The organism is Herbiconiux sp. SALV-R1 (assembly GCF_013113715.1).
Lineage (GTDB): Bacteria > Actinomycetota > Actinomycetes > Actinomycetales > Microbacteriaceae > Herbiconiux.
In genome coordinates this window covers 4,162,173-4,186,465 of the sequence record NZ_CP053344.1, presented here as the reverse complement: position 1 = coordinate 4,186,465, position 24,293 = coordinate 4,162,173, and the positions used below count along the sequence as shown (strand labels likewise).

General features: G+C 69.8%; 19 protein-coding genes and 1 pseudogene. 5 read left to right on the top strand and 15 right to left on the bottom strand.

Features of this window, described 5'->3' with window-relative positions:
- The first annotated feature begins 21 nt into the window (after nt 1-21).
- The 4 genes from HL652_RS19885 (at nt 22) to HL652_RS19870 (ending at nt 4,945) form a co-directional block, all read left to right on the top strand.
- A complete protein-coding gene (locus tag HL652_RS19885; RefSeq protein ID WP_171706908.1) occupies nt 22-1,341 on the top strand; it encodes an ABC transporter substrate-binding protein in 1,320 nt (439 codons plus the stop codon).
- A gap of 76 nt (nt 1,342-1,417) precedes the next feature.
- A complete protein-coding gene (locus HL652_RS19880; protein WP_171706907.1) occupies nt 1,418-3,427 on the top strand; it encodes an ABC transporter permease in 2,010 nt (669 codons plus the stop codon).
- 1 nt (nt 3,428) lies between these two features.
- A complete protein-coding gene (locus HL652_RS19875) occupies nt 3,429-4,184 on the top strand; it encodes an ABC transporter ATP-binding protein (protein ID WP_171706906.1) in 756 nt (251 codons plus the stop codon).
- On the top strand, nt 4,181-4,945 hold the full coding sequence (locus HL652_RS19870) for an ABC transporter ATP-binding protein (RefSeq protein ID WP_171706905.1): 765 nt from the start codon (nt 4,181-4,183) through the stop codon (nt 4,943-4,945). The genes HL652_RS19875 and HL652_RS19870 overlap by 4 nt, the downstream gene beginning before the upstream one ends.
- Here the strand turns inward: HL652_RS19870 and HL652_RS19865 are convergent.
- From HL652_RS19865 to HL652_RS22105, 7 genes and pseudogenes are all read right to left on the bottom strand, one after another.
- On the bottom strand, nt 4,930-5,448 hold the full coding sequence (locus HL652_RS19865; RefSeq protein ID WP_171706904.1) for a VOC family protein: 519 nt from the start codon (nt 5,446-5,448) through the stop codon (nt 4,930-4,932). The genes HL652_RS19870 and HL652_RS19865 overlap by 16 nt on opposite strands.
- Before the next feature lie 16 nt (nt 5,449-5,464).
- On the bottom strand, nt 5,465-7,141 hold the full coding sequence (locus HL652_RS19860) for a thiamine pyrophosphate-binding protein (protein ID WP_171706903.1): 1,677 nt from the start codon (nt 7,139-7,141) through the stop codon (nt 5,465-5,467).
- Between the two features lie 65 nt (nt 7,142-7,206).
- Complete coding sequence (locus HL652_RS19855; RefSeq protein ID WP_171706902.1) at nt 7,207-7,983, bottom strand: SDR family NAD(P)-dependent oxidoreductase; 777 nt, start codon at nt 7,981-7,983, stop codon at nt 7,207-7,209.
- Nucleotides 7,980-8,858, bottom strand: a complete 879-nt coding sequence (locus HL652_RS19850; protein WP_171706901.1) for an SDR family oxidoreductase — start codon at nt 8,856-8,858, stop codon at nt 7,980-7,982. Before HL652_RS19850 ends, HL652_RS19855 begins: the two co-directional genes overlap by 4 nt.
- A gap of 3 nt (nt 8,859-8,861) precedes the next feature.
- The gene (locus tag HL652_RS19845) at nt 8,862-9,686 is read right to left on the bottom strand and encodes a fumarylacetoacetate hydrolase family protein (RefSeq protein WP_171706900.1); all 825 of its coding nucleotides are present in this window, start codon (nt 9,684-9,686) and stop codon (nt 8,862-8,864) included.
- The gene (locus HL652_RS19840) at nt 9,686-10,618 is read right to left on the bottom strand and encodes a VOC family protein (RefSeq protein ID WP_216603949.1); all 933 of its coding nucleotides are present in this window, start codon (nt 10,616-10,618) and stop codon (nt 9,686-9,688) included. Before HL652_RS19840 ends, HL652_RS19845 begins: the two co-directional genes overlap by 1 nt.
- A gap of 676 nt (nt 10,619-11,294) precedes the next feature.
- Nucleotides 11,295-12,227 (bottom strand): annotated as a pseudogene (locus HL652_RS22105) (FAD-dependent monooxygenase); the annotation flags it as partial.
- A 188-nt stretch (nt 12,228-12,415) separates the two neighbouring features.
- Here HL652_RS22105 and HL652_RS19830 point away from each other — a divergent pair.
- Entirely contained in the window at nt 12,416-13,195 is a 780-nt protein-coding gene (locus tag HL652_RS19830) for an IclR family transcriptional regulator (protein WP_171706899.1), read from the top strand.
- Between the two features lie 40 nt (nt 13,196-13,235).
- On the opposite strand, the gene HL652_RS19825 is transcribed toward HL652_RS19830, so the two are convergent.
- The 8 genes from HL652_RS19825 to HL652_RS19790 all read right to left on the bottom strand — a co-directional run bounded on the left by HL652_RS19825 (nt 13,236) and on the right by HL652_RS19790 (nt 24,287).
- A complete protein-coding gene (locus HL652_RS19825; RefSeq protein ID WP_171706898.1) occupies nt 13,236-14,339 on the bottom strand; it encodes an NAD(P)-dependent alcohol dehydrogenase in 1,104 nt (367 codons plus the stop codon).
- Nucleotides 14,336-15,409: a branched-chain amino acid ABC transporter permease gene (locus HL652_RS19820; protein ID WP_171706897.1), complete on the bottom strand. Its 1,074-nt coding sequence runs from the start codon at nt 15,407-15,409 to the stop codon at nt 14,336-14,338. Before HL652_RS19820 ends, HL652_RS19825 begins: the two co-directional genes overlap by 4 nt.
- Nucleotides 15,406-16,314, bottom strand: a complete 909-nt coding sequence (locus HL652_RS19815; protein WP_171706896.1) for a branched-chain amino acid ABC transporter permease — start codon at nt 16,312-16,314, stop codon at nt 15,406-15,408. The genes HL652_RS19820 and HL652_RS19815 overlap by 4 nt, the downstream gene beginning before the upstream one ends.
- Before the next feature lie 27 nt (nt 16,315-16,341).
- On the bottom strand, nt 16,342-17,559 hold the full coding sequence (locus tag HL652_RS19810) for an ABC transporter substrate-binding protein (protein ID WP_171706895.1): 1,218 nt from the start codon (nt 17,557-17,559) through the stop codon (nt 16,342-16,344).
- 46 nt (nt 17,560-17,605) lie between these two features.
- Nucleotides 17,606-19,072, bottom strand: coding sequence for an ATP-binding cassette domain-containing protein (locus tag HL652_RS22120; protein WP_171706894.1), 1,467 nt, complete (start codon nt 19,070-19,072; stop codon nt 17,606-17,608).
- Between the two features lie 130 nt (nt 19,073-19,202).
- Nucleotides 19,203-20,642: a carotenoid oxygenase family protein gene (locus HL652_RS19800; protein WP_171706893.1), complete on the bottom strand. Its 1,440-nt coding sequence runs from the start codon at nt 20,640-20,642 to the stop codon at nt 19,203-19,205.
- Nucleotides 20,643-20,836: 194 nt separating this feature from the next.
- Nucleotides 20,837-22,093: a PucR family transcriptional regulator gene (locus HL652_RS19795; RefSeq protein ID WP_171706892.1), complete on the bottom strand. Its 1,257-nt coding sequence runs from the start codon at nt 22,091-22,093 to the stop codon at nt 20,837-20,839.
- A 472-nt stretch (nt 22,094-22,565) separates the two neighbouring features.
- Complete coding sequence (locus tag HL652_RS19790) at nt 22,566-24,287, bottom strand: endo-1,4-beta-xylanase (protein ID WP_253743500.1); 1,722 nt, start codon at nt 24,285-24,287, stop codon at nt 22,566-22,568.
- Nucleotides 24,288-24,293: the final 6 nt, after the last annotated feature.

The window sequence follows — 24,293 nt, the reverse complement described above, 5'->3', positions numbered from 1 at the left end:
AGCCATCAAGGAGACCCGCTCATGAAGACCCCTCTGCGACGAACCACCCCAGTCGTCGTCGCCTCGACCCTCGCTCTGGCAGTCGCCCTCAGCGGTTGCACCGGCTCGGCAGGCGACGGCGGCTCCACCTCAGCCGCCACCCCCGTCGACTCCTCGGCGTTCACCGCCGATCAGATCGCGCTCGGCGTGGAGTACACCGGCGGCAGCGCCGGCGCAGCGGACACCTCGCTCGACCCGGTGAAGATCGGCTTCATCAATGTCGACGGAGGAGTGCCCTCCTTCCCCGAGTCGACCAACGCAGCCCAGGTGGCGGTGCGCTTCATCAACGAACAGCTCGGTGGCGTCGGCGGCCACCCGGTCGAGCTCGTTCAGTGCAACATCGTGCAGGGCGAAGAGGATGCGCAGAAGTGCGCTCAGGACTTCGCCAACGACCCCGACATCCTCACCGTGCAGCTCGGCATGACGGTATTGGGCACCGGGCCGATCTACACGACCCTCGGCGAGTCGAAGAACGTCGTCGGTCAGGGAACCTTCAACCCGATCGATCTCGACCAGGCCGGCGTCGCCTTCTACGAGGCCGCCGCCTATGCGACCGGCCCCGGCGTGATCGTCTACGCCGACGAGTACCTGAAGGCCAAGAAGATCGCGGTCGTCTACGACGGCACCGACCCCGGGGCCGCGGCCGCAGCTCAGGTCATCACCGGGCTCGGCCCCCAGTTCGACATGGACATCACCTCGGTGCCCGCGACGAACACCTCGGAGTGGGCGAGCGCCCTCGCCGCGTCCGGCGCTCAGACCGCGGATGCGGTGGTGATGAGCGGTGCGACGACGGCCTGTGTGCCCTTCGCCGAGGCGCTGCAGCAGCTGGGCGTCACGGCTCCGGTGGAGACTTTCGGGTTCTGCCAGGATTCCTCCGTCTCCGACGCGCTCGGCGACTACCCGAAGTGGACCTACATCCAGCCCCTGAAGAGTCCTATCGGAGTCGAAGACGACGACGTGCAGCTCTACAACGCGGTCATGGATGCCTACTCGCCCGACGCCAATCGGGCCGGCGGGGCCAACGGCACCTTCCAGATGTTCGTCAGCCAGGTGCGGGCGCTCAACGAGGTCGGGTATGACAACCTCTCGGTCGAGGCGATCCGCAAGGCAGTGCACGACTTCACCGGGCCGGTGTTCGTCGGCCCGCCCACGATCGAGTGCGGTCAGTACGCCGACCAGGGTGCGCAGAGCCTCTGCACGACCGCCGCCTTCCCGGTCAACTACGAGGGCGACGGAAAGTGGGTCGACCCCACCGACGGCAAGGGCCTCGACGTCGGCGACCTAGCCCTGACCGGTCAGTGACCGGCCCCTCCAGCTGACCGACGACCCCCAGGGGCGTGCGGCGACACCCGCCGCACGCCCCGGAATCGAGTGACTCGTGGAAATCCTCACCTTTCTTCTCCTCAGCCTCGGCGCGGGCGCGCTGATCGCCACGATGGCGCTGAGCCTGGTCTTGACCTTCCGCGCGTCCGGGGTCATCAACTTCGCCGCCGGTGCGACTGCGGCGTTCATCGCCTACGCGTACTGGGACCTGACCAGCCGCGGCCGGCTGTTCATCGGGGTCGAGATCCCGCTCACCAGCGACGGGTCGGGCATCAACGGCTGGCTTGCCGTCCTGATCTGCTTGGGGATCGCTGCGGCGCTCGGCTATCTGCAGTACCTCCTCGTCTACCGTCCACTCCGCAACGCCGGCGCACTGGCGAAGGTCGTGGCCTCCTCGGGCGTTCTGCTCGTGCTGCAGTCGCTGGTGGTTCTCGCCTTCGGTTCGGACACCCGCGTCGTCTCGCCCCTACTTCCCCAGACGCCGCTCGCCATCGGCGGGCTCTCCCTGCCGCTTGACCGCGTGATCATCCTTGCCCTGGCACTCATCGCCGCTGCCGCCCTGACCTTCGTCTACCGCCGCACCTCCTTCGGCATCAAGACCCGTGCCGCTGCAGACAACCGCAAGGGCGCGCTCCTGCTGGGGGTCAACCCCGGCAAGCTCGAAGCCATCAACTGGGTCGTCGCTTCCGTCATCACCGGTCTCATCGGCGTGCTGGTCAGCCCCCTCATCGGCCTCCAGCCCACCGCGATGAGCCTGTTCATCGTGTCTGCGCTCAGCGCGGTGCTGCTCGCCGGCTTCAGCTCGTTCTGGGTCGCAGCGCTCGCCGGGATCGGCATCGGCATGGCGCAGGCACTGATCACCTTCGCCCAGGGATTCGACTGGTTCCCGACCGTCAACAACGCACCACTGCCCGGTGTCAAAGAGGTGCTCCCGTTCCTCATCATCGCCGTCGTGCTGTTCGTGCGCGGCCGCAACCTGCCCGACCGACTTACCGAAGCGCAACCGCGGCTGCCTCGGGCACCGCGGCCGCGGAAGCTCCTCATCCGCTTCTCCGTCGCGATCGTGCTGGGCATGGCCATCATCACGTTCGCGCCCTACGGCTGGCGACAGGCCCTCATCACGAGCCTCATCGGCGCCATCGTCTGCATGTCGATCGTCGTGATCACCGGGTACCTAGGTCAGGTCACGCTCGGCCAGATGGCCATCGCGGGCATCGCCGGCTTCGTGGTGTCGAAGCTCGCTCTCAACGCGGGCATCGGCTTTCCCTTCGGCGCTGTGCTCGCCGTACTGGTTGCGGCCGCCGTGAGCCTGCTGGTCGCCCTCCCGGCACTCCGGATGCGCGGTATGCAACTCGCGGTCGTCACCCTCGCCGGGGCCGTCGCCATTCAGAGCCTGTGGTTCCGCAATCCCGAGTGGGGCGGCGGAACCACAGCCGCGAGCGTGCCTGCACCCGAGTTCCTCGGCATCAAGCTCGGCACCACCGACTCGTTCTGGAACATGGGCTCGAGCGTACCCACCCCTGGTTTCGCCCTGTTCATCCTCATCGTGGCGTGCCTGGTCGCCCTGTTCGTCGTGACCGTGCGACGCAGCTCACTCGGGGCCCGGATGCTCGCCGTGCGAGCGAACGAGGCGGCAGCCGCCGCAGCCGGGGTGAGCGTGGTGACCACCAAGCTCCTCGCCTTCGGCATCGCGGGTCTCATCGCCGGCATCGCGGGAACCCTCTACGGCTACAACTTCGGGCTGGTCACAGCAACGCGCTTCGACGAGTTCACCGCCATCTCGTTTCTCGCCATCGCCTATCTGGGCGGCATCACCACGGTCTCGGGTGCGGTGATCGGGGGGCTCCTCGTGACTCAGGGAGTGATGATGTACACCATCACCAACCTGCTCAACATCGACTCCGCCTTCCAGACCCTGATCGCCGGGGTGGCGGTGCTCGCCACGGTGGTGGGAAACCCCGACGGCATCGCAGGCTTCTTCCGCGACAAGTTCGCGCGCCGGTCGGCGAAGCGCAGACTGCGGGCGGCCCCGGCGGCCGCTCCCGCCGTGAGAGTGGGTGCCTGAGATGCCGGAGAGCAGCGTTCTGGTCAGCTCGAAGCTGTCCGTCGCGTACGGCGGCGTGAAGGCCGTGAGTGACGTCGACCTGCATGTCGACAGAGGTGAGATCGTCGGCCTGATCGGCCCGAACGGCGCCGGGAAGACCTCGTTCATCGATGCCGTCTCGGGCTTCGCGCCCATGACGGGTTCGGTCACCCTGAACGGTCACGAGCTCAGTGGCCAGCGAGCCCACCGCCGCAGCAGGTTGGGTCTCAGCCGCACCTGGCAGTCGGTGAGCCTGTTCGAAGACCTCACGGTGATCGAGAACGTCAGGGTGGCCGCGGCGCACACGCCGCTCTCGGAGCGCCTGCGCGGTCGAGGCCACCGGGCCGAGGTCGAACCGGTGCTCGAGCGGCTCGGCATCGCCGAGCTCGGTGACCGCCTCCCGGGCGAGCTCTCCCACGGTCAACGGGTGCTCGTCGGGGTCGCCCGTGCCGTCATCGCGGCTCCGGCTCTGGTGCTCATGGACGAGCCCGGAGCGGGCCTCGACGACGCCGAGGGCGCCGAGCTCGGACGGCAACTGCGCGGCCTCGCCGCCGATGGCATCTCGGTGCTCCTGGTCGACCACGACATGAACCTCGTGCTCGAGGTCTGCGACCGCATCTACGTGCTCGATTTCGGCCGGCAGATCGCGCAGGGCACGCCGGCCGAGATCGCCGCCGACCCCGCGGTGATCAAGGCATACCTGGGAAGCACCTCCGACGACGAGAAGGCCGAAGCATGAACGCCACCCCCGCCACTCCCCCCGCCGCCGGCCCGGCGGTGCTCGACTCAGACGCCGAGCTCCTCCGTCTCGACTCGGTGAGCGTCGGGTACGGCGGCACACCCGTCACCCATGGTGTCGATCTCACCGTGCGACGAGGAGAGATCGTGTGTCTGCTCGGCCCCAATGGCGCCGGCAAGACGACGACCCTGCTCGCCATCTCGGGACTGATCCCGCTGATGAGGGGCTCGGTGCAGTTCCAGCAGCAGGACCTGCTGAAGAAGAGCCCCGACGCGCTCACCCGCATGGGCATCGTGCACGTGCCGGAGGACAGGTCGCTGTTCGGTGCCCTCACCGTCGGGGAGAACCTCAGGGTCGCGTCGCGCGACCCTGAGGACATCGCCCGCGTGCTCGAGTACTTCCCGAAGCTCGGTGACATCCTCGACCGCAAGGCCACGGTGCTCTCGGGCGGCGAGCAGCAGATGCTCGCCTTGGCCCGCGCCCTCGCACTTCGTCCGGCCCTTCTGATCGTCGACGAGATGAGCCTCGGGCTCGCGCCGATCGTCGTGGAGTCGATCCTCCCCGTCTTCCGCCGCATCGTCGCCGACACCGGATGCTCGGTGCTGATGGTGGAGCAACACGTGCGCCTCGCCCTCGGGATCGCCGATCGGGCCTACGTCATGTCACGCGGGCGCATCGTGCGCGAGGGAACCGCCGCACAGATCTCCGCCTCCCTCGACGAGCTGCGCGGCAGCTACCTCGGTGTTCAGACGGAGAGCTGACGGCTGGCGGATGCCGCGAACATCCGGGTGAAGGCCCGCTCGGTCGACTCGCTCGCCTCGATCAGCTCGGTCATGCCGGGCAGCACGTCGCGAGTGTCGAAATAGGCGACGCGCGACTGAGGGTCGACCGAGGCGCTGAACACCACGGGGTAGCCGCGCGCGACGTACTCCGCCACCGAAGCGTCGAAGGTCGTGGTCGCGACGCCGAAGTGGTGGAAGCCGTAGCCGCGGTCCGCGATGACGTCGCGGTGCACGGAGGGCAGGTCATCGGCCGGCTGGATGAGCTCGTACTGCAGGTGACCCCCGAAGCCGAGCGCGACGTGCGCGACGGCCTCGGTCGGTTCGCCGTGATACCGCGGGTCGTGACCTGCGAAGTCGCGGAACACTGTCCACGGCCCGATCGACAGACGTGCGGAGTACTCCGCCATGGCCTGCTCGAGGTCGGGAACGACGAACGCCAGCTGAATGACACCGTCCGTCGGCTGTCCGAAATCGAAGAGCATGCTGTCTCCTTCCGTGTCAGAACGGCTTGCCGCCCATGATGACGTTCTCCTCCGGCGGCACCGGAGCGAGGCTGACGTGCACCTCGATGCAGGTGGGCCTGCCGGAAGCGAGCGCTTCCCGCAGAGTGGGCGCGAGGTCGGCGATGTCGCTGACATCGATGCTGTCGGCTCCAAGAGCACGTGCCACCCCGCTGTAGGAACCGTTCTCGAGGCGATTGTTCACCACACGATCCGGTCCCAGTATGAGTTCCTGCGCGTGAAGCGTGGCGCCCCAGGCGCGATTGTTCAGCACCACCACCACGACCGGTAGCCCGGCCCGCACCATCGAATCGAATTCGCCGAGACTGTAGCCGACCGCCCCGTCACCGGTCACCAGCACCACCGGGCGGGTGACATCGGCAGCCTGGGCCCCGAGGGCCGTTCCCACCCCGACCCCCATCGATCCCAGGTAGCCGTGGCAGAGGTAGTCGGCGACGGGTGCGCGCGAGATGGTCTCCGACAGCCAGAGATAGGTCAGTGCACCGTCGGCGACGACCACCGATCCGGCGGGCACGGTCTCCGCGATGGCCGTCACCGCATCCATGGGGTGGATGCGGTCGTCACGCACCGCCTGGGCCGTCACGCTCTCGAAGCGACCGTCGACGAGCTCGCGCAGGCGCTCCTGCCACCGCGAGCGATCCGGCCAACCCGCCGCCCAGGTGAGGGCGGCTCGAGCGAGTTCCTCGGCGGCGGCAGCAGGGTCGCCCACGGCACCGAGTTCGATCGGCTGCAGTCGGCCGAGCTCGCGGGCGTCGCTGTCGATCTGCACCACGGCGGCGTCGCGGGGAATGAGAATGCCCGAGCCGTGCGCTGTTGCGAGCCCGAACCGCAGCCCGAAGAGCACCACCCGGTCGGGTCGTTCCGCTTCGTCGAGGCCGAACAGTCCCTGCAACAGACCGAACGACAGCGGGCTCTCCCGGATGGCGCCGAGCGCCTCGGTGTCGGAGAAGAGCGGCGTTCCGGTGATCTCGGCGAGCCGGCGGAGAGCCGCACCACCGTCACCCCTGGTGAGTTCGGAACCGGCGATGAAGACCGGCCGCTCTGCTCCGGCGAGTCCGTCGAGGATGCGCTCGACCGCATCCGCGCCCAGGGCGGCGGTCAGAGCGTGGGCGCCCAGCTCCTCCACCCCGTCGGCGAGAGCGTCGTCGACCGTGGCGGTCAGCACGTCCCAGGGGATGTCGAGCAGCACCGGCCCGCGCGGGCCGTGTGTGGCGATGCGGATGGCCTGTGCGATGAGGCGCGGGAGGAGCTCGACCCGGGTCACGCGGTGCGCCCACTTCGTGATCGGCGTAGCGATGGCGACCTGGTCGATCCCGGCCTGCAGCGTATTCGTCTCATCGACGCCGAGCGGCCCTGAAGCGGCGATGTAGAGCACCGGGGTGCGGTCGAGGTGGGCGTTGGCGATCGAGGTGACCGCGTTCGTGAAGCCGCCCCCCGCGGTGAGCAGCGCGACGCCCAGGCGATGTCCGGCCCGGGCGTACCCCTCGGCCGCGTGCCCGGCGTTCATCTCGTTGCGGGTGTCGACGATGCGGAACGACCGGTCGAGCGCGGCCTGGTAGATGCTGTCGACGTGCGCGCCGTTGATGCCGAACGCCACGTCGACGCTGGCGCGTTCCAGCGTTCTGATGACGAGTTCCCCGCCGGTTGCTGTCATTGCGTTGCTCCGTTCGTGTCGACACTGACGTGAAGTTCGGTTCCTGCCGGCCGCAGCCGGCTGTTTCAGAGTGCAGTCTCGCCCCCGTCGACGGCGAGCACGCTCCCCGTGACGAAACTCGACCGCGATGAGGCAAGCCACAGAGCGGCTTCCGCGATCTCGCGGGGCTCGGCGATCCGGCCGAGTGGCATCCTCGACGCCGCCGTCGCCGCATCGATGACACCGTCGGCCATCAGCCGGCGCACCATCTCGGTGCCCGTGAGTCCGGGTGCGATGGCGTTGACGCGCACCCCGTGGCGGCCGTGTTCGGCCGCCGCCGTGCGACTCAGACCGATCACCCCGTGCTTGGCCGCCGAGTACCCGGCCGAGCCCGGGGCACCCACGACGCCCGCCACGGAGGCGTTGTTCACGATCGACCCGCGGCCGCGAGGAATCATCTGCTCGAGCTCGTACTTCAGGCACAGCCACACCCCGCGCAGATTGACGCCCTGCACGAGATCCCAGTCGGCGGTGTCGATCTGCTCGACCCCGCTCCCCGGGGGAGCGATGCCGGCATTGTTGAACGCGGAGTCGAGCCGCCCGAATCGTGCGACGGTGGCGCCCACTACCTCACGCACGCTGGCCTCGTCGGTCACGTCGACCCGGAGGCCGATCGCCGTTCCACCTGCGGCCGCGATCTCGTTCGCGACCGCCTCCGCCGCGTCGGCGTCGCGATCGGCGATGACCACCGACGCGCCCTCTTCGGCGAACAGCAGTGCTGCCGCCCGCCCGATGCCCGCTCCGGCGCCCGTGATCAGACTGACCGTTCCCGCGAGCTCTCCGGTGCCTGCCGGCCGGGTCATCGGCCCTCCCGGCGCGCCTTGGCCTCCGCGTAGATCGGGCTGGCGAGCACGATCCTCTCGACCGCGCTGCGCCGGTCTTCGGCGGGTTCAGGCGGCAGCGACGCGAGGATGGCCTCGAACCGCTCCGCGAGGAACGGACGGTGCTCGCCGTGGGTGAGGATGTAGAGGTCGTCATTCAGGATCCCTGCGACCACCGCGCGACCCACGTCGTCAGGTTCCATCGGAGCGACGTAGAGGTCGTCGAGCGAGGCTCCGCCCGGCGACTCGCTCGCGACCTCACCGGGCGGCCTCGGGCCGTCGGCGATGTTCGTGCGCACGATTCCCGGCGCGAGCACCGACACCCCGATCCTCGTTCCGTGGAGCTCGTTGCGGAGGGCCTCCATCAGGCCCACCACCCCGAATTTCGCTGCCACGTACAAGCCTCCTGGAGTGCCCAGCAGGCCGCCTACTGAGGCCGTGGACACGACATGGCCCTCACGGCCGGAGGCGAGCATCCGAGGGACGAAGGTCTTCACGCCGTTGAAGACGCCGGTGAGGTTGATGCCGAGCACCCAGTCCCAGTGCTCGAATTCGGCCTCGATCGTGGGGGTCAAGAAGCCGACGCCGGCGTTGTTGACGAGGATGTCGATGCCACCCTGCGACTCGTCAAGCTCGCGAGCGACGGACTCGAATGCCTCGCGGTCGCGCACGTCGAGCACGAATCCCCGGGCCACCCCGCTCCGCGAGAGCTCGGCGACCGCCGCTCGCACGGAGTCGTCGGTCAGCCCGCAGAGCGCGACCCGTGCGCCCTCCGCCACGAGGGCGCGGGCGATACCCAATCCGATACCGCTGTCGCCCCCCGTCACGAAGGCCGAACGGCCGCCCAACGCGGTCATCGGTCAGCTCTCGGCAACCACGAGGCTGTCGATGCGGCCCACGCCGTCGATCTCGACGCTCACCCGGTCGCCCGGGTGCAGGAACAGCTGGGGGTCGCGGCGGAAGCCGACACCCCCGGGGGTGCCGGTGAGGATGACGTCGCCCGGTTCGAGCACCGTGAACTCCGAGATGGTCGCGATGAGGGTCGGGATGTCGAAGATGAGCTTCGACAGGTCGGAGTCCTGCACCACCTGATCGTTGACGGTCGTGCGGATGCCCGCCGCCGAGACGTCGACCTCGTCGGGGGTCATCACGGTCGGACCGAGGGGCGTCGAGGCGTCCCAGGCCTTCCCTTGGGTCCACTGGTGGGTCTTGTACTGGTAGTCGCGCATGGTCACGTCGTTGGCCACGCTGTAGCCGAGCACGTGGTCGAGGGCGTCTTCAGGGCGGATGCGCCGCCCCGGCCGCCCGATGATGACGGCGAGCTCGCCCTCGTAGTCGATCTGGGTCGACTCCGGCGGCGCGACGATGGGCGCGTCGGCGCCGACGAGGTTCGACGCGAACTTCGGGAACAGCACCGGGTAGGTGGGCAGATCGCGCTTGGTCTCCTCGATGTGCGAGGAGTAGTTGAGCCCCACGCAGAAGACCTTGCCGGGGCGGGGGCTCGACGGCAGGAGCTCGACGGCCGCCCGGGCGACGCGCTGGTGCTCCAGGCGTGTCGCCGCGGCCAGCTCGTCGGTTCCCGTGCCCGGCCCGATGGCCCGCACGCCCTCCAGCGGGATGATGTCGTCGCCGTCGACGACGCCCACGTGCGGTTCACCGTCGGCGAGGTAGCTGAGGTAGGCCATCAGATGCGCACCTCGCTCGTCTTGCGCCAGGTCGGCGTCTGGCCGCCCCAGAGGTTCACGCTGTGCGGGATCGGCTCCCAACGTCGCGGCTCGTAGGCCACCCGGTCGTCCCAGAACTTCTCCATCTCGGCGGAGAGCTCGATGTGGTTGCCCGCCGGGTCGTCGAAGAAGACGAACAGGTTGTTGCCGGGGCCGTGGCGCCCCGGCCCCCACTGCACGTCGACGTCGAGCTCGGAGAGGCGATCGCACCAGGACTTGAAGTCCTCCCATTCCGCGAGGTCGTAGGAGTAGTGGTCGATGTCGCCCGCGCGACCGGTGTCGACGATGGCGAGCGTGTGGTGGTCCTTGTCGCTGCGGAGCCAGCAGAACCGGCCGTCGGCGAGCTGGTCGGAGATGCGGAAGCCGACCGTGTCGACATAGAACGAGACCAGCCCTGGCACGTCGGTGGTGGTGAGCGTGGTGTGCTGGAACTTCACCGGGCGGCGGCCGGGGTCGGCCGCGTTCTCGCCCTGCCGCTCGACCTCGGAGTGGAAGTGCACCTCGGTGCCGTCGGGGTCGGTGAACGAGATGCCGACGGGCTCACCGGCCGCGGCGTCGATGTACGAGGGGTCGAGGTCGGCGACCTCGTGGCCGGCGGCGGTCAGACGCTCCCTGATACCGGCGATCCCGCCCTCGTCGCGCACCTCGAAGCCGTAGTGCACGAGTCCCTGTTCGCCGGGGAACAGGTCGATGACGTGGTGGCCGGAGCCCCAGCCGAGGCGCACGGCGCCGTCGGCCAGCTCCTCGTGCCGCTTCATGCCCAGCACGCGGGAGTAGAAGCGTTCGGCGGCGGCGACGTCGGGCACCCGGAAGCCGATGTGCGAGACGGCTGTCTTGCGCAGGGTTCCGGCAGTGTCGCTCTGGGACAGGGTGATGCGGTTCGCGTCACTCACGGGACATTCCTTTCTGTTCCGGCGGGCCGATCGATCACGGCCTGCGCCTCGTTTTCCGCTAGGCGGCGGGTAGGGGGTCGGAGAGGGTGAGGGCGGCGGGAACACCCCACCGCTCGAGGGCGTGCTCGGCGTCGTCGAGCGCGTCGGGAGACCAGACCGCGGCGACGAAGTGGTCGGGCCGCAGCACGACGAACGAGCCGCGGGCGGGGGCGAACTCGCGGTAGAGCAGTGTGTCGAGGTCGACCGCCACGTGCACGCGCTCGTCGACGACGATGGTGTCGTCGAGGGGCACGCTGATCAGCGGCGCGTGCAGACGGCGGGCTATCGGGGCCACGGCGTCCCACGCCGCCGCGTCGACGTCGACCCCCACGAGCGCCCACCCCGAGCCCACCATGCTGTCGAAGGGCACCGTGCGCCGCACCGAGAAGTCGAACACCCGGGGCTGCCCGATCTGGGTACCCACGAGCGGATGGTCGCCATCGACGAGACCGTCGGTGTAGCGCACGACGGGGCGGTAGCGCATCTCCTCGAAGAAGCGGCGGCCCTCCTCGGTGTGCAGCGAGTTCCGCACGACGGTGTCGCGGAACTCGGCGAGGCGACGGTCGGTCGTCATCACCACCCGGCCGAGCCTCTCGGAACTCCGGATGACCGCCTCCGCGTGAGGGCGGCGCTCGGTCTCGTAGGAGTCGAGGGCGGAGTCGGCGAGGCGGCCGGCGAGGCATTCGGCGATCTTCCAGCACAGATTGGCGGCGTCGCGGAGGCCCGAGTTGAGCCCCTGCCCGGCGAACGGCGGCATCATGTGCGCCGCGTCGCCCAGCAGGAACACCGGGCCCTCTCGGTAGTGGTCGGCGTTCAGGCCGTGGAAGCGGTACGACACCGCGCGCTCGACCTGGTCGGGGGTGATCGTGCGGTAGCGCGAGACGAGTCGTTCGATGAGCTCGAACTCGGGTTCTTTGCCGGCCTCGCCCTCTCCCGGGAAGAGCCGGAACTCGTACCGGCATCGCCCGTCGAGCCCGGGCACGATCACATGCGGCCGCTCGGGCAACGCGTGGTGCATGCCGTAGCGCTCGGTGCGGGTGTCTCCCGTGGTGTCGACGACGAGCCACACGTCGTCGTGACTGCGACCGCTCATCGTCGAGCCGAGCAGCGAACGCACCGTCGAGCGGCCGCCGTCGGCGCCGAGCAGGTAGCGCGCCCGGATGGTGCGCGGGGAGTCGCCTCCCGTGGTGGCCTCGACGCCGTCGGAGTCGAGGTGGATGCTCGTGAGCGCAGCGCCGAGCAGCACGCGCACGTTCGAGTCGTACCGCAGGGCCCCCATCAGCACGCGCTCGAGATCGGGCTGGGCGAACGGGTTCTTGAAGGGGAACCCGTTGCGGAACGGCGCCGCCGACCGGGCGTGGAACAACGGCCGGTCGTCGGCACCGTAGTATCTCGTGCCGGTGCCCGGCACGATCACCGACATCACCTGCGACTCGATGCCCGCGTCTTGGTAGGAGCGCAGTGACTCGTCGTCGAGGCTGATGGCCTTGGGGTCGTTGCTCGTGTGCAGATTGCGCTCCGCGAGCACGACGCCGACACCCCGCGCTGCCAGCAGCAGCGCCGCCGTCATGCCCACCGGGCCGGCACCGACGACGAGCACGTCGCAGGTCTCGACCTCGCGGATCACGAGCGACCCTCGGCGTGGTTCTCGACGTCTTTGCCTAGCATGCAGGAAACTATACCTGATAAACAGGACTGCAGTCGGTATCCGGCAGACTGGTTACGCTGAGGTTCGTGGGCGCGAAGCGAGGGAGCGGAATGAACGAGAGCGGTTACCGCGAGCGGAACAGCACCGCCGACCGTGCCCTGACGATCCTCGAGATGTTCGACGACGATCGCCTGATCATCACCGCGGTCGACGTCGCCGAGACCCTCGGTGTCGCCCGGTCGACCGCCTACCGCTATCTGCAGACGCTCGTGACGGCGTCGTTCCTGGAGGAGGACCCGGGCCGCGGGTTCCGCCTCGGAGTGAAGATCCTGCAGCTGTCGCGCATCGCCCGCCGGAGCCAGGGAGTGGCCGAACTCGCCCTGCCCACCATGCGGCAGCTCGCCGAGGAGCTGCACCAGACGGTGCTGCTCACCCGGCTCTCGGGCAACTCGATCGTGTGCCTCGAGCGGGAGGAGTCGCAGCGGCAGTACGTGCGGCTGTCGTACGAGCGGGGATCGTTGCTCGACATCAACGCCGGCGCCAGCGCCCTGGTGCTGCTGGCCTGGCTGCCCGAGGCGCGCGTGCGCGAACTGCTCGCCGCCCAGCCGCTCACCCGGTTCACCGACGCCACCCTGGTCGACCCCGACGCCATCGTCGAGCGACTCGCCGCCATCAGGAGCGACGGATTCGCCGTCACGCGCGGCGAGGTCGACCAGGAGGCGATGGGTATCGCCGCCCCCATCTTCTCGAGCGGGGGCACGGTGGTGGCGGGCCTCAGCGTGGTGCTCATCCAGTCGCGCATCGACCAGGAGGCGGTGCCCTCGATCACCGACGCCATCGTGCGTGCCGCGGCTCACCTCTCCGAACGGGTGACCCTGCACGACGCCTGACCGGCGGCGGTGCGGCACCGCCGGAGCCGACCCGGGCACCTCAGAACCTGATCACCGGCTTGACGACCGTGCCCCGCTCCGACGCCGACACCGCCTCCTCGAGCTCGTCGAGCGCGAAGTGCTGCACCAGCCGGTCGAAGGGGAACCGACCCGAGCGATGGTGCCGGATGAGCTCGGGGATGAACTCCCGCGGCACGCTGTCGCCCTCGATGATGCCGCGGAAGGTGCGCCCGAACAGCATGTGGGTGAGGTCGAGCGACACCTCGGTGCCGGTCTTCGAGGCGCCGATCAGCCCGAAGGTGCCGGCGATGCGCAGAGACTCGATCGCCTGCCGCACGACGGCGGGGTTACCGGTCGTGTCGAGGGCGAACTCGACACCGCCGCCCGTCAGTGCGCGCACGGTCTCGACGACGGGCGCCGCCGTCGGGTCGACCACGTGCGTCGCACCGAGTTCGAGCGCGAGCTGCAGGCGGGACTCCTGCAGGTCGACGGCGACGATCGTCGAGCATCCGGCGATCACCGCGGCCATGATCGCCGACAGACCCACGGCCCCCGCACCGAACACGGCGATGGTGGAGCCCGCCGGGGGCCGGAGGCTGTTCAGCACGGCGCCGGCGCCGGTCTGGATGCCGCACCCGAGCGGCGCGGCCAGGGTGAGGTCGAGGTCGTCGTCGACCTTGACCACGCACGACGCCGGCGCGAGCAGATGGTCGGCGAAGCTCGACTGGCCGAAGAACCCCGCTCCCATCTCGTCGCCGTTCACGTCGTGCGCGGCCGGCGCGCCCTGCTGCCAGGAGCCGAGGAAGTTGAGCTCGAACGCCGACTGGCAGAGCGCGGGCCGGCCCGCTGCGCAGGTGGAGCAGACGCCGCACGAGACGAAGCTCAGGATGACGTGGTCGCCGGGTGCGAGGCCCTGCACGTCGGGGCCGACGGCTTCGACGATGCCGGCGCCCTCGTGGCCGAGCACCACCGGGAAGGGCACCGGGTAGTGGCCGTTGCGCACGATGGCGTCGGTGTGGCACACGCCGCTCGCGACCAGACGCACCACGACCTCGTCGGCCTCCGGTGCGCGCAGGCGCAGCGTCTCGGTGACGAAGGGGCCGCGGGGTTCTCTGACGACGGCGGCCCGGATCTCGATGGTCATACCGGCTCCTTGCTCTCGGCGCTCTCGGTGCTCTCGGTGCGGGCGGCGGAGGCGGCCGCGGGGTCAGCCGACGAAGCCGGGCGACGTGCGTCGAGGCGGCGGCCCACGGCCGCGACGAGCCGGCCGACCCCGCCGAGGATGCCGCCGGGAAGCACCTTGATGAGCACGATCAGCAGCGCCCCCTCGATCAGGATGCTGAGGGTCGGCACGTTCCTCAGCTGCACCGTGATGACGTAGTAGATGATGACGGCGCCGATGGTCGGGCCCCAGACCCGGCCGAGGCCCCCGACGATGGCCATCACGATGAACGTCATCGACCAGTTGATGCTGAACGACGAGAACGGTTCGATGGTGATCTGCTGCACCGCGATGCAGCCCCCGGCCGCTGCGGTGATGGCGCCGGAGAGGCCGATGGCGGCGAGCTTCAGCCGCACCGGCGACAACCCCAGGCTGTCGGCGACGTCCTGGTCGTCCCGCACCGCCATGAGCCGCAGCCCGAACGCGCTGTGGTAGACGGCGATGCAGACCCCGACGGCGACCACCGCGACGACGACGGCGAGCAGATAGAGGGTGCTCCGTCCTGGCACCTCCGACATCGGCACGGCGATGCCGGTGGCCGCGCCGGTGACGTCCCAGTTCGACATCCAGATCAGGGCCGCCAGCGCCACGGCCATGGAGCCGATGGTGAAGTAGGCGTCTCTCAGCCGGAACAGGATCGCCCCCATGACGAGCGCCAGCACGGCCCCGCAGACGGCCGAGGCGAGCAGGGCCGGCACGACGCCCCACCCCAGGTCGCGCAGGATGAGCACGGTGGCGTAGGCGCCGGTGCCGATGAACGCCGAGTTGGCCAACGAGAACTGGCCGGCGAAGCCGCCGATGATGTTCCAGGCGCTGGCCGCCGCGATGTAGAGCAGCAGGGTCGTCAGCAGATCGAGCTGCAGCTTGCCGAGCACCCCCGAGAGCGCGAGTAGCACGGTCGCCAGCACGACGAGGGTGCCGATGGAGCGGTACATCATGGCGCGCCGACCCGCGGGCCGGGCGATCGCGTCGAACACGGTGGCGGCGGTCATCCCTGCACTGCTTTCTCTCGGAGGTGCTCTGCCCGGGCACCCTTCACGGTGTCGCCGATCCGCTGCGTGAACGGCTTCAGCAGCAGGATGACGATGAAGGCGGCGTAGATCACGAAGTCGCGGTACTGCCCGCCCACCACCGCGCTCCCGACGCTCTGGATGACACCCAGGGCCAGGCCGCCCCAGAGGGTGCCGAGCACGCTGCCCGTGCCTCCCAGCACGACCACCGTGAAGCCGATCAGGATGTAGGAGGTGCCGGTGCTCGGGGTGAAGGAGTAACCGATGCCGATGAGCACGCCGGCGACGGCGGCGAAGCCGGCCGCCGCCGCGAAGGTGATGGCGTACACGTGCTTGACGTCGATCGCCATCGTGCCGGCGGTGGCCGGGTCGACGGCGGCGGCTCGCAGCACCGTGCCGAACCGCGTCCTGGTCATCGCGAGATGCGTGGCGACGACGAGCACCACCCCGATCACGAAGGCGATGACGTCGGAGACCCGCACCGTCTGTCCGAAGAGCTGCACGCCGTCGAGGGCGTACGCGGCCGGCATCGACCTCGCGTTGCCGCTGAAGGCGATGACGAGGGCCGAGCTGACCAGCAGCGAGATGCCGAAGGTCGCCACCAACGGCGGCTCGAGCCCTCGGCGCAGCAGCCCGGTGAGCAGGTAGCGCTGCACCGGGTAGGCGATCGCGGCCACGACGGGGGCGACGACCAGCATCGACACGAGCGGATCCCAGCCCAGGACGGTGACCAGCAGTGAGGCGCCGTACGCCCCCATCACGATGAGCTCGCCGTGGGCGAGGTTCACCAGGCGCATCACGCCGAACACCAGCGACAGTCCGAGCGCCACGATGGCGTACAGGCCGCCGATGAGCAGTCCGCTGATGATCACTCCGCCGTCGATCATGATCGTCGCCCCCTTCGCATCCGGTCGTTACTTCAGGCCGGCGACGGGCGCTTCGAGGGTGCCGGAGTTCGCCCCCTGGGGGTTCACCTGCACCATCTGGTCACCCTGCCACTGCGACGACACGGGGGTGATGTCGGCGACGTTCTCGTCGCTGAACGAGATGTCGCCCACCGCGTACTCCTTGTCGGTGGCACCGATCGCCTCGTTGATGGCGCTGCCGTCGGTCGACCCCGCCGCGGCGATGGCGTCGAGCAGCACCTGCGCGGCGCTCTGGGAGATGATGAGGGTCGAGAGGTCGACGTTCTGCCCGAGCTGGGCGCCGAACTTCTCGGTCAGCCGAACGGCGTCAGGATGCTCGGAGGTCTCGTAGAAGTTCGTCGAGGTCGTGCCTTCCGCCGTCTCGCCGAGTTCCTTCTGGAAGGCCGCGGTCGCGGCGCACTTCTCGCAGAAGGCGACCTGCGGATCGAACTGGAGCGCCTTCATCTGCTTCCACAGGGCGAACGCGTCGGGCGGGGTCATCTGCGCGATGACCACCTCGGCCCCCGCGGCCTTGGCGTCGTTGATGAAGGAGGAGAAGTCGGAGGTGCCCACCGGGAACTCGGAGTGCGACACGATCTCATACCCGAACGTCGGGGCCTTGGCCTCCCACAGCGCACCCATGGTGATGCCGTCCTCCTCGTTGTCGGTGAACAACGCGACCTTCTTGTTGGTGGCGACCAGGTCGGAGGTGGTGAACTGCAGGTCGGTCATGGTCTCCTCGTCGAAGAACATGTCCCAGGCGTAGGTCCAGCCGCTCTCGTTGCCCGCGCGCCAGGCACGCGTGGGGGTGAGCGAGGTGACGAAGGGCACCTGCTCCACCTCCGCGACGTTCGACATGGGGATGTTCAGGGGCGGGCTCACCGAGCCGAGGAGCGCGACGGCGCCGTTCTCGAGGATGAGGCTCCTGGCCTGATCGCCCGCGGTCGTCGAATCGGACTTGTTGTCCTGCACGACGAGCTCGACCTGGTGCGCGGTGCCGTCGATCTCGATGCCGCCTGCCGCGTTCACCTGGTCGACCGCATCCTGGTAGCCGTCCTGGATGAGGGGGCCGAACCCGGCGAGCGACCCCGTCAGCGGGATGCTCGCACCGATCGTGATGGTGTCACCGTCACCGGAGCCTCCACCGTCGCCGCCGGCGCCGCTGCATCCCGCGAGCAGCAGGGCGAGGACCGATACCGCCGACACTGCCGACATCGTTCGTTTCATTCGTTCATTCCTCTCGGGTCGCCGTGGTGCACGGCAGCTGTGGGTGCTACAGGCCCAGATAGGCCTGGTGGAGAACGGACTTCGACAGTCCGCTGGGGGCGCCGTCGTAGACGACGGCGCCGCGGGAGAGCACATAGGCGTGGGCGGAGACGGAGAGACTGCGCTCGGTGTCCTGCTCGACGAGCAGCATGCTCGTCGCCGTCGCCGCGATGCGGCCGAGGGCCTCGTAGATCTCGTCGGCGACGCGGGGTGAGAGCCCCAGGGTCACCTCGTCGCACAGCAGCAGCCGGGGCGCCGACATCAACGCCCGCCCGATGGCCACCATCTGCTGCTGCCCGCCCGACATGGTGGTCGCGATCTGGCGCCGACGGTCTCTCACCACCGGGAAGATCTCGTACACCGTCTCCAGCCGACGCCGGCGTTCCGCACGGTCGGTCCCGAAGGCTCCCAGCTCGAGATTCTCGGCGACCGTGAGGCCGGGGAAGAGCTTGCGACCCTCCTGGCAGTGGGCGATGCCGAGCCGAGCCCGGCGGTGGGCGGGCACCGCGGTGATGTCCTCCCCGTTCCACCGGATCGACCCGGCCGAGGCGGGGAGCAGGCCGCTGATGGCCTGGGTGAGCGACGTCTTGCCGGCGCCGTTGGCACCGAGCACCGTGACGATCTCCCCCGGTTCGATGACGATCGACGCGCCGTCGAGCGCGGTGATGCCCGCCCGGTGGGCGCTCACACCGGCCAGCTCGAGCCGGGCGCCTTCGCGCGGGGCGTGCTCACCGCGTTCACGCACCGACAGCCCCTCGGTCGGGGCCTGGCGGCCCGAGCCGAGGTAGATGCGGCCCACCTCCTCGTCGGCGGTCACCTCCGCGGGAGTGCCCTCGGCGATCAGCGACCCCCAGTTGAGCACGAGCACCCGGTCGGCGAGCGAGTGCACGACCTTCTGCACGTGCTCCACGATCATGAGCGACGTACCGCGCTCGTGGATGCGCGCGATGAGCGCGATCGCGTCGTCGAGCTCGCCCTCGGTGAGGCCCGCGCTCACCTCGTCGAGCAGCAGGAGCACCGGGTCTGACGACAGGGCACGTGCCACCTCGAGTCGCTTCAGGTCGAGCAGCGGCAGCTGGCTCGCCAGGCGCGAGCGCTTGGTGTGCAGTCCGGTCTGCTCGAGGATGTCGTCGAGCCGCTCGCCGGCCGAACCGCTCCGTCTCGAGGCGCCGGCGGTGAGGCCCACGCGGATGTTCGCCTCGACCGTCAGGGAGCCGAGCGGCTTCGGCACCTGACGGGCGAGGGCGATGCCCGAGCGGGCCAGCACGTGCGCGGGCTTGCCGTCGGTGCGGCCCTGGCCGCGCAGCTCGATGCTGCCCCGCGTGGGCTTGTCCTGACCGGCGATCAGCTTGAGCAGAGTGCTCTTCCCGGCGCCGTTCGGGCCGATGACCGCGAGCTTCTCGCCGGGCGAGATGGCGAAGCTCAGGTCGTCCACCGCCGTGACGCCGCCGAAGCGCCGGGTCAGGCCGCTCACCGAGAGGATCGGTTCAGAAGAAGTGGGCACCATTGCCCCCGCCATTCGTGTGTCTTGTTTTACAGGACTTATGTCTTGCTAAACGAGACTATAGCGACCGTCCATGAGTGGGTCAACAGGCGCATCCGGCTCACTGGGCGGCGATCGCGCTCTCCAGCACGTCGCGGCCCGCCCAGCTGCCGTGGAAGCCGAACGGAACCCGCACCGGGAGCGGAACCCGAGCCAGGGGCTCGCGCGTCATGCGCACGGCGTCGTGCACCAGCAGCTCGCTGAGCTCGGTCGAGGGGTTCCACCAGATCGACAGGATGTACCCGTCGTCTTCGGCGACTCCGCCCTCCCGCGCCACGAAGACCGGTTCGCTGGGGTTCGTCAGACCATCGACGCCCTCCACGACCACCGTCGAGTCGAGCAGGTGATCGTGCTTGGCGAGGCCGTCGCTCATCGTCTGCCGGTCGAGCGACCTGGTCGTCACGAAGTAGCCGAAGCGGTGCTCGGCGCCCACATAGGCGTCGTTGATCTTCGGGAACTCCCCCGCGATGCCGCTGATCATCCGGTCACTCACCGCACCCGTCTTCACGTTGACCCTCCACTGCCACGGCAGGGCGGGCGGGAACCACTCGTGCGACGACAGCGGGGTGTTGCCCGAGGCGGGGTTCCCGAGTCGGGGGATGCGGTGCAGGTCGATGACGACCTCGTCGCCGATCTCGTAGGCGTTGTAGAAGTGCGTGGGGCCGAAGACCCCGTTCGCCTCGTACCAGGTCACCTTCTTGGTGCGGCGGTGCATCATCACGATCTGCGTGCCGTGGGGCAGCACGCTCTCGTCCCAGATCACGCCGGGGCGGCCCTGCATGATGAGGTCGAGGCGGAACAGCGACGGCGTGACGAAGAAAATCGCGTAGTTGTCGCTCACCACGAAGTCGTGCATGAGCACGGGCAGTCCGACGTCGATGATGTGGCTCTCGACGATCTGGCCGGTGGAGACGTCGGCGCGGTACCAGGTGATGGTGGGGCCCTTGGCGGCGAAGAAGAGCATGTCGCCGGTGAGCCGGTCGATCTTGTAGTGCGCCGTGCAGAGGGTGTCGATGCCGCCCTGGAAGTCGTAGGCACCCTTGGTGGCCAGGGTCTCCGGGTGCAGCTCGTGCGGCAGACCGCCCTCGTAGTACACCAGCAGCTTGTCGTCGAAGATGCCCACGTTGGTGTTGGCGACGTTCTTCGCCGGCGGCGCCCCGGCGGGGAGGCGGCCGGGAGTGCCGCCGCTGACGAAACCGCTGTACACGGCCTCCCCCTGGTCGACCTCGACCTTCATCGAATCGGTCTCGACCCACCGGGTGCGGTAGGCCACCTTGCCGTCGCGCACGTAGACGCCGCACACCATGCCGTCGCCCTCCCACCAGTGGTACCGGTCGGTGTTGCGGGGCTCGAAGCGCGGGTTCGACGAGATGCGGAACAGGGCGCCGGAGAGATCGGCGGGGAGCTCTCCGATCACGGGCAGGTCGAAGGCCTCCGACTCCTCGGCCCATGGGGCGAAGGGTCCGTTGAGGAACTTGTTGTCGGTCGGCCACAGCGCCATGGGAGTCCTTTCGCAGCTCGGACGAGCGCCCTCCTCGATGAGGGCCGTCCGTGCGAATGATCCTCACCCGGCCGCCGACGGCGCACCAGCGCTCCGACACTACGATCCCGTCGTTTTTCGGCGTTCAGAGCGCAGAATCGGGCGTCACGCCGGTCTGCCCGGAACGCCTGACGCCCACCGCACCCGAGCGCCCGTCACTCCCCGAGCGAGGCGATCTCGAGCGCCACCAGAACCTCCAGCCACCGCTCGTCGAGGTCGCTCGCGAGCAGGTCCCTCGCCCGCTGCACACGGGCCGCGACGGTGTTGGGTGCCACCGTCAGCGCGGTCGCGACGGCGGAGCGGCTGCGATGGGAACGGAGGTAGAGCCGGAGCGTCTCGCGGAGTTCGCGGCTGCGCGCATCCGTTCCGAGCAGCGGCCCGATCTCGGTCTGCGCGAACCGCTCAGCGGCCTCGCGGTCGACGGCGAGCAGCGCCCCGAGCCCGTCGGAGTACGAGCTCCAGAAGCCGCGACCGCCCGCGTCTCCGGCGAGGCGGTGCAGGCCCCGGGCGGTGAGCACGCCCACGCGCACCCCCGCCGCCCCGCTGCCCGGCGGACCCACCGCGAGCCGCAGCCAGCTGGGCCGCGGCACCCGGCGCATGGTCTCCACCACGTCGCGGTCGACCGCGCCGGGGTACCGCCACCACAGCGCGGTGACCTCGCCCAGACCGATCGCCACGAAGTCGCGGGCGCCCGTGGCGACGGCGATCTCGGCGAGCAGCCGGTGCATCTCGGTGTCGCGGTCGGGAACGAAGGTCGTGACGCTGGCCCAGGCGAGCGCGATCACGTGGGTGCCCGAGAGGGGCAGCCCCAGCACCGCCTCGGCGTCGCGCGGCGGCGCGTCGCCCGCCGCGAGCGACTCCAGCACCGATCGGCGCAGAACCGCGCTGCGGCCGTTCCACAGTCGCCGCTCGTCGTCGTAGGCGTCGCTGAGATCACGGATGTACGCGTTCGCGTAGTCGAACATGCGCGTGTTCAGGGCGCGCACGTCGGCGACGAGCTCGTCGGTCTCGGCCTCCTCGAGCGCCGAGAGCAGCGCGTCGAGCACCCGGGTGTGCGACGCCCACACCGTTCTCAGCACCGCGCCCACGTTCACGCCCTGCCGCACCGCGACCCGCGCGTTCGCCACCGCTCCCGGCGGCGCCGTCACCCGTGCCGGCGGGGTCTCCTCGTGCAGCGCGACCAGCGACGAGAGCAGGCACTCCTCACAGCCCTGCCGCTCGAGCCCGGTCGCCATCGTCGACATCTCCGGCGACGACCGGTGCACGTCGCCGACCACACGCACCGCGGTCTCGATGGCCCAGGCGGCGACCACGGGGCCGAGCGCCTCGATCGCCGCGCTCAGCTCGGCCGGGGTGGCGGCCGACTCCCGCAGCAGCGAGTCGACGGCGCCTTCGGGCCGGAGCCCGCGCATCCATGCAGCTCCCCCGGTCACGGCCTCGTCACCACCCGGCGGCCACCTCGTCCACTCACCCCAGCACCTTACCGCGCGGCCCTCGCGCGTCGATCGGTACCGCGGCGCCGGCCCGACGCCGAGCTGGACGGTGCCACGGATGCGGGGGCGGCGCACAGGGTCACACTTGAGCATCGCGTGGACAGGGGGCGACCATGACGGGCACGACCGACAGCACACGTGCGCAGACTCCGGCGACGGCCTGAGCGGCGCTGGTCGCGGCGGAGGATCGTCGTGACGGGCGTTGCCGGGGGTGCTCCTGCTCGCGGTGGGTCGAGACCGATCTGCCGGAGATCGGGGCGGCGATGATCGCATCCGCGCCATCGACGTCAGCGGCCAGCGCATCGACGACGCGCCGCAGCGGGCGACCTTCACACCCGGCCGCTTCTCGTACACCGCCGACGACACCGGGCCGAGCAGTTGTCCGCCGGCCTCAGCCGCCGAAGCCCGCGAGCACCTCGCGCAGCGCGTCGTACGCGGGCGTCGGCTCGCCCTCGTCGAAGAGGAGGTCGTGCCCGTGCTGCAGGGCGCCGTCGCCGTCGAGGAAGACGTCGTACCGATCGTCGACCCCCCAGGTCGTGTACGACACGCAGGTCTCCGAGCGGAGGCAGGTGCTCAGCGCCGTCGCGTACTGCTCCGCCTGGGCGTCGAGGCCGTCGCTGCCCGGAACGTCGTTCTCCGAGATCCGCACCACCAGGCCGGCATCTCCGAACGTCTCGAGTGTCGTGGTGAGGTCGTCGGCGGAGATGGCGTCGGTGTCGAGGTCGTAGACGTGCGCTTGGAGGCCCACCCCGTCGATGTGCCCGCCCTGCCGGTTCGTGTCGAGGGCGAGCTCGAGCAGGGCGTCTTGTCGGGGCCCGGGCACGTCGGCGCCGTTCTCGTTGATGAACTGCAGCACCCCGGGGTCGGCGTCGTGAACGGCCCTCGAGACGACCGCCGGGTAGCCCGGCCCGAAGACGCGGAACCAGATGTTCTCCTGCAGCTGCGTTCCCTGGTCGACGTCGAACGGTTCGTTGACGACGTCGAGGGAGTGCAGCCGGCCCGCGAAGTGGGTGACGACGGTGTCGACGTAGTCGAGCAGGATCGCGGAGCTCGCCTCGCGCTCCCCTTCGGAGTCGACCGGCAGGTCCTGCATCCAGCGGGGCATGGCCTCCGAGAAGGCGATGGTGTGGCCGTGCACCGCGATCCCCTTGCTCTCCGCGAGGTCGAGCACGGCATCGGCCTCCTCGAAGAGGTACTCGCCCTGCCGCGGCGACAACGCCTGCGGCTTCATCACATTCTCGGGGGTGAGCGCGCCGAAGTTCCCGACGAACGCGCTCGCGTACTCCGCGTCGGAGGCGAGCGGGCCGAGGGCGACCGCCGCGCCGACGAGGAACCCCGGGCGAGCCTGGGTCGCGAGAGCCTGCAGCCCGTCGGCCGACGGGCTCGCGTCGGCGGCGACGGACCCTGCTGCGGAGAGGGATGCGCCACCGGTCGCCGCGGCGGTGAGCGAGCTGACTGTGAAAGACCCGTCGTCGCTCGACAGCCCGAGCCACAGCTGGCCCGAGTCGAAGACGCCGGCCGCCGAGACGGATGCGACGGTCTCGCCGCCGCTCGCCACCTCGAGCCGATCACCGGAACGGTGCACGGCGAGTTCCGCCCCGGGTTCGGAGAGCGTCACGTGCTCCTCGGTCGCCGGCTCGGGGTCGGTCACCTCCCGCTGCACCGAACCGTCGAAGACCGCGACCCCGAGGTCGTCGCCGCGCAGCGTGAGCTGCACGCCAGGCGGCTCGATGCGGAACTCGTCGGCGATCACCGGCGGTTCGTCGTACACGGCAAGAGTTGCATCGGCGATGACCTTCTCGAAGGTCGTGCTGATCGTGAAGTCGCCGCTGGCCACCAGATGTGTTCCCGCCAGATCGACCGGCGGGTTCGGCTGCCCACCCCCGCCGTCCTGCTCGACGATGCGTCGCCCCGTCGCGGCGACGCTCAGGCCGTCGACACCTTCCACAACCCCGGGAACATGGCGCCAGTCCTCCTGCAGCAGGTCGATGACGACCTCCGGCGCGGGGTCTGCCGACGTGCATCCGGTCAGAGCCAGCACGATGCCGATGCCCGCGGCCCCCACCATGCCCGCCGCGCGCCCTCGTCGAAGGCGCGTGCTGCAGAAGGTCATGCTGTC

What these genes read in the sequence shown, in the direction of transcription:
- HL652_RS19850 (WP_171706901.1), bottom strand. Translation starts at nt 8,858, where the DNA reads ATGACCGCGTTGGGCGGCCGTTCGGCCTTCGTGACGGGGGGCGACAGC.
- HL652_RS19795 (WP_171706892.1), bottom strand. Translation starts at nt 22,093, where the DNA reads ATGCGCGGGCTCCGGCCCGAAGGCGCCGTCGACTCGCTGCTGCGGGAG.
- HL652_RS19875 (WP_171706906.1), top strand. Translation starts at nt 3,429, where the DNA reads ATGCCGGAGAGCAGCGTTCTGGTCAGCTCGAAGCTGTCCGTCGCGTAC.
- HL652_RS19885 (WP_171706908.1), top strand. Translation starts at nt 22, where the DNA reads ATGAAGACCCCTCTGCGACGAACCACCCCAGTCGTCGTCGCCTCGACC.
- HL652_RS19810 (WP_171706895.1), bottom strand. Translation starts at nt 17,559, where the DNA reads ATGAAACGAACGATGTCGGCAGTGTCGGCGGTATCGGTCCTCGCCCTG.
- HL652_RS19820 (WP_171706897.1), bottom strand. Translation starts at nt 15,409, where the DNA reads ATGACCGCCGCCACCGTGTTCGACGCGATCGCCCGGCCCGCGGGTCGG.
- HL652_RS19870 (WP_171706905.1), top strand. Translation starts at nt 4,181, where the DNA reads ATGAACGCCACCCCCGCCACTCCCCCCGCCGCCGGCCCGGCGGTGCTC.
- HL652_RS19845 (WP_171706900.1), bottom strand. Translation starts at nt 9,686, where the DNA reads ATGGCCTACCTCAGCTACCTCGCCGACGGTGAACCGCACGTGGGCGTC.
- HL652_RS19860 (WP_171706903.1), bottom strand. Translation starts at nt 7,141, where the DNA reads ATGACAGCAACCGGCGGGGAACTCGTCATCAGAACGCTGGAACGCGCC.
- HL652_RS19865 (WP_171706904.1), bottom strand. Translation starts at nt 5,448, where the DNA reads ATGCTCTTCGATTTCGGACAGCCGACGGACGGTGTCATTCAGCTGGCG.
- HL652_RS19830 (WP_171706899.1), top strand. Translation starts at nt 12,416, where the DNA reads ATGAACGAGAGCGGTTACCGCGAGCGGAACAGCACCGCCGACCGTGCC.
- HL652_RS19855 (WP_171706902.1), bottom strand. Translation starts at nt 7,983, where the DNA reads ATGACCCGGCCGGCAGGCACCGGAGAGCTCGCGGGAACGGTCAGTCTG.
- HL652_RS19825 (WP_171706898.1), bottom strand. Translation starts at nt 14,339, where the DNA reads ATGACCATCGAGATCCGGGCCGCCGTCGTCAGAGAACCCCGCGGCCCC.
- HL652_RS19815 (WP_171706896.1), bottom strand. Translation starts at nt 16,314, where the DNA reads ATGATCGACGGCGGAGTGATCATCAGCGGACTGCTCATCGGCGGCCTG.
- HL652_RS19800 (WP_171706893.1), bottom strand. Translation starts at nt 20,642, where the DNA reads ATGGCGCTGTGGCCGACCGACAACAAGTTCCTCAACGGACCCTTCGCC.
- HL652_RS19790 (WP_253743500.1), bottom strand. Translation starts at nt 24,287, where the DNA reads ATGACCTTCTGCAGCACGCGCCTTCGACGAGGGCGCGCGGCGGGCATG.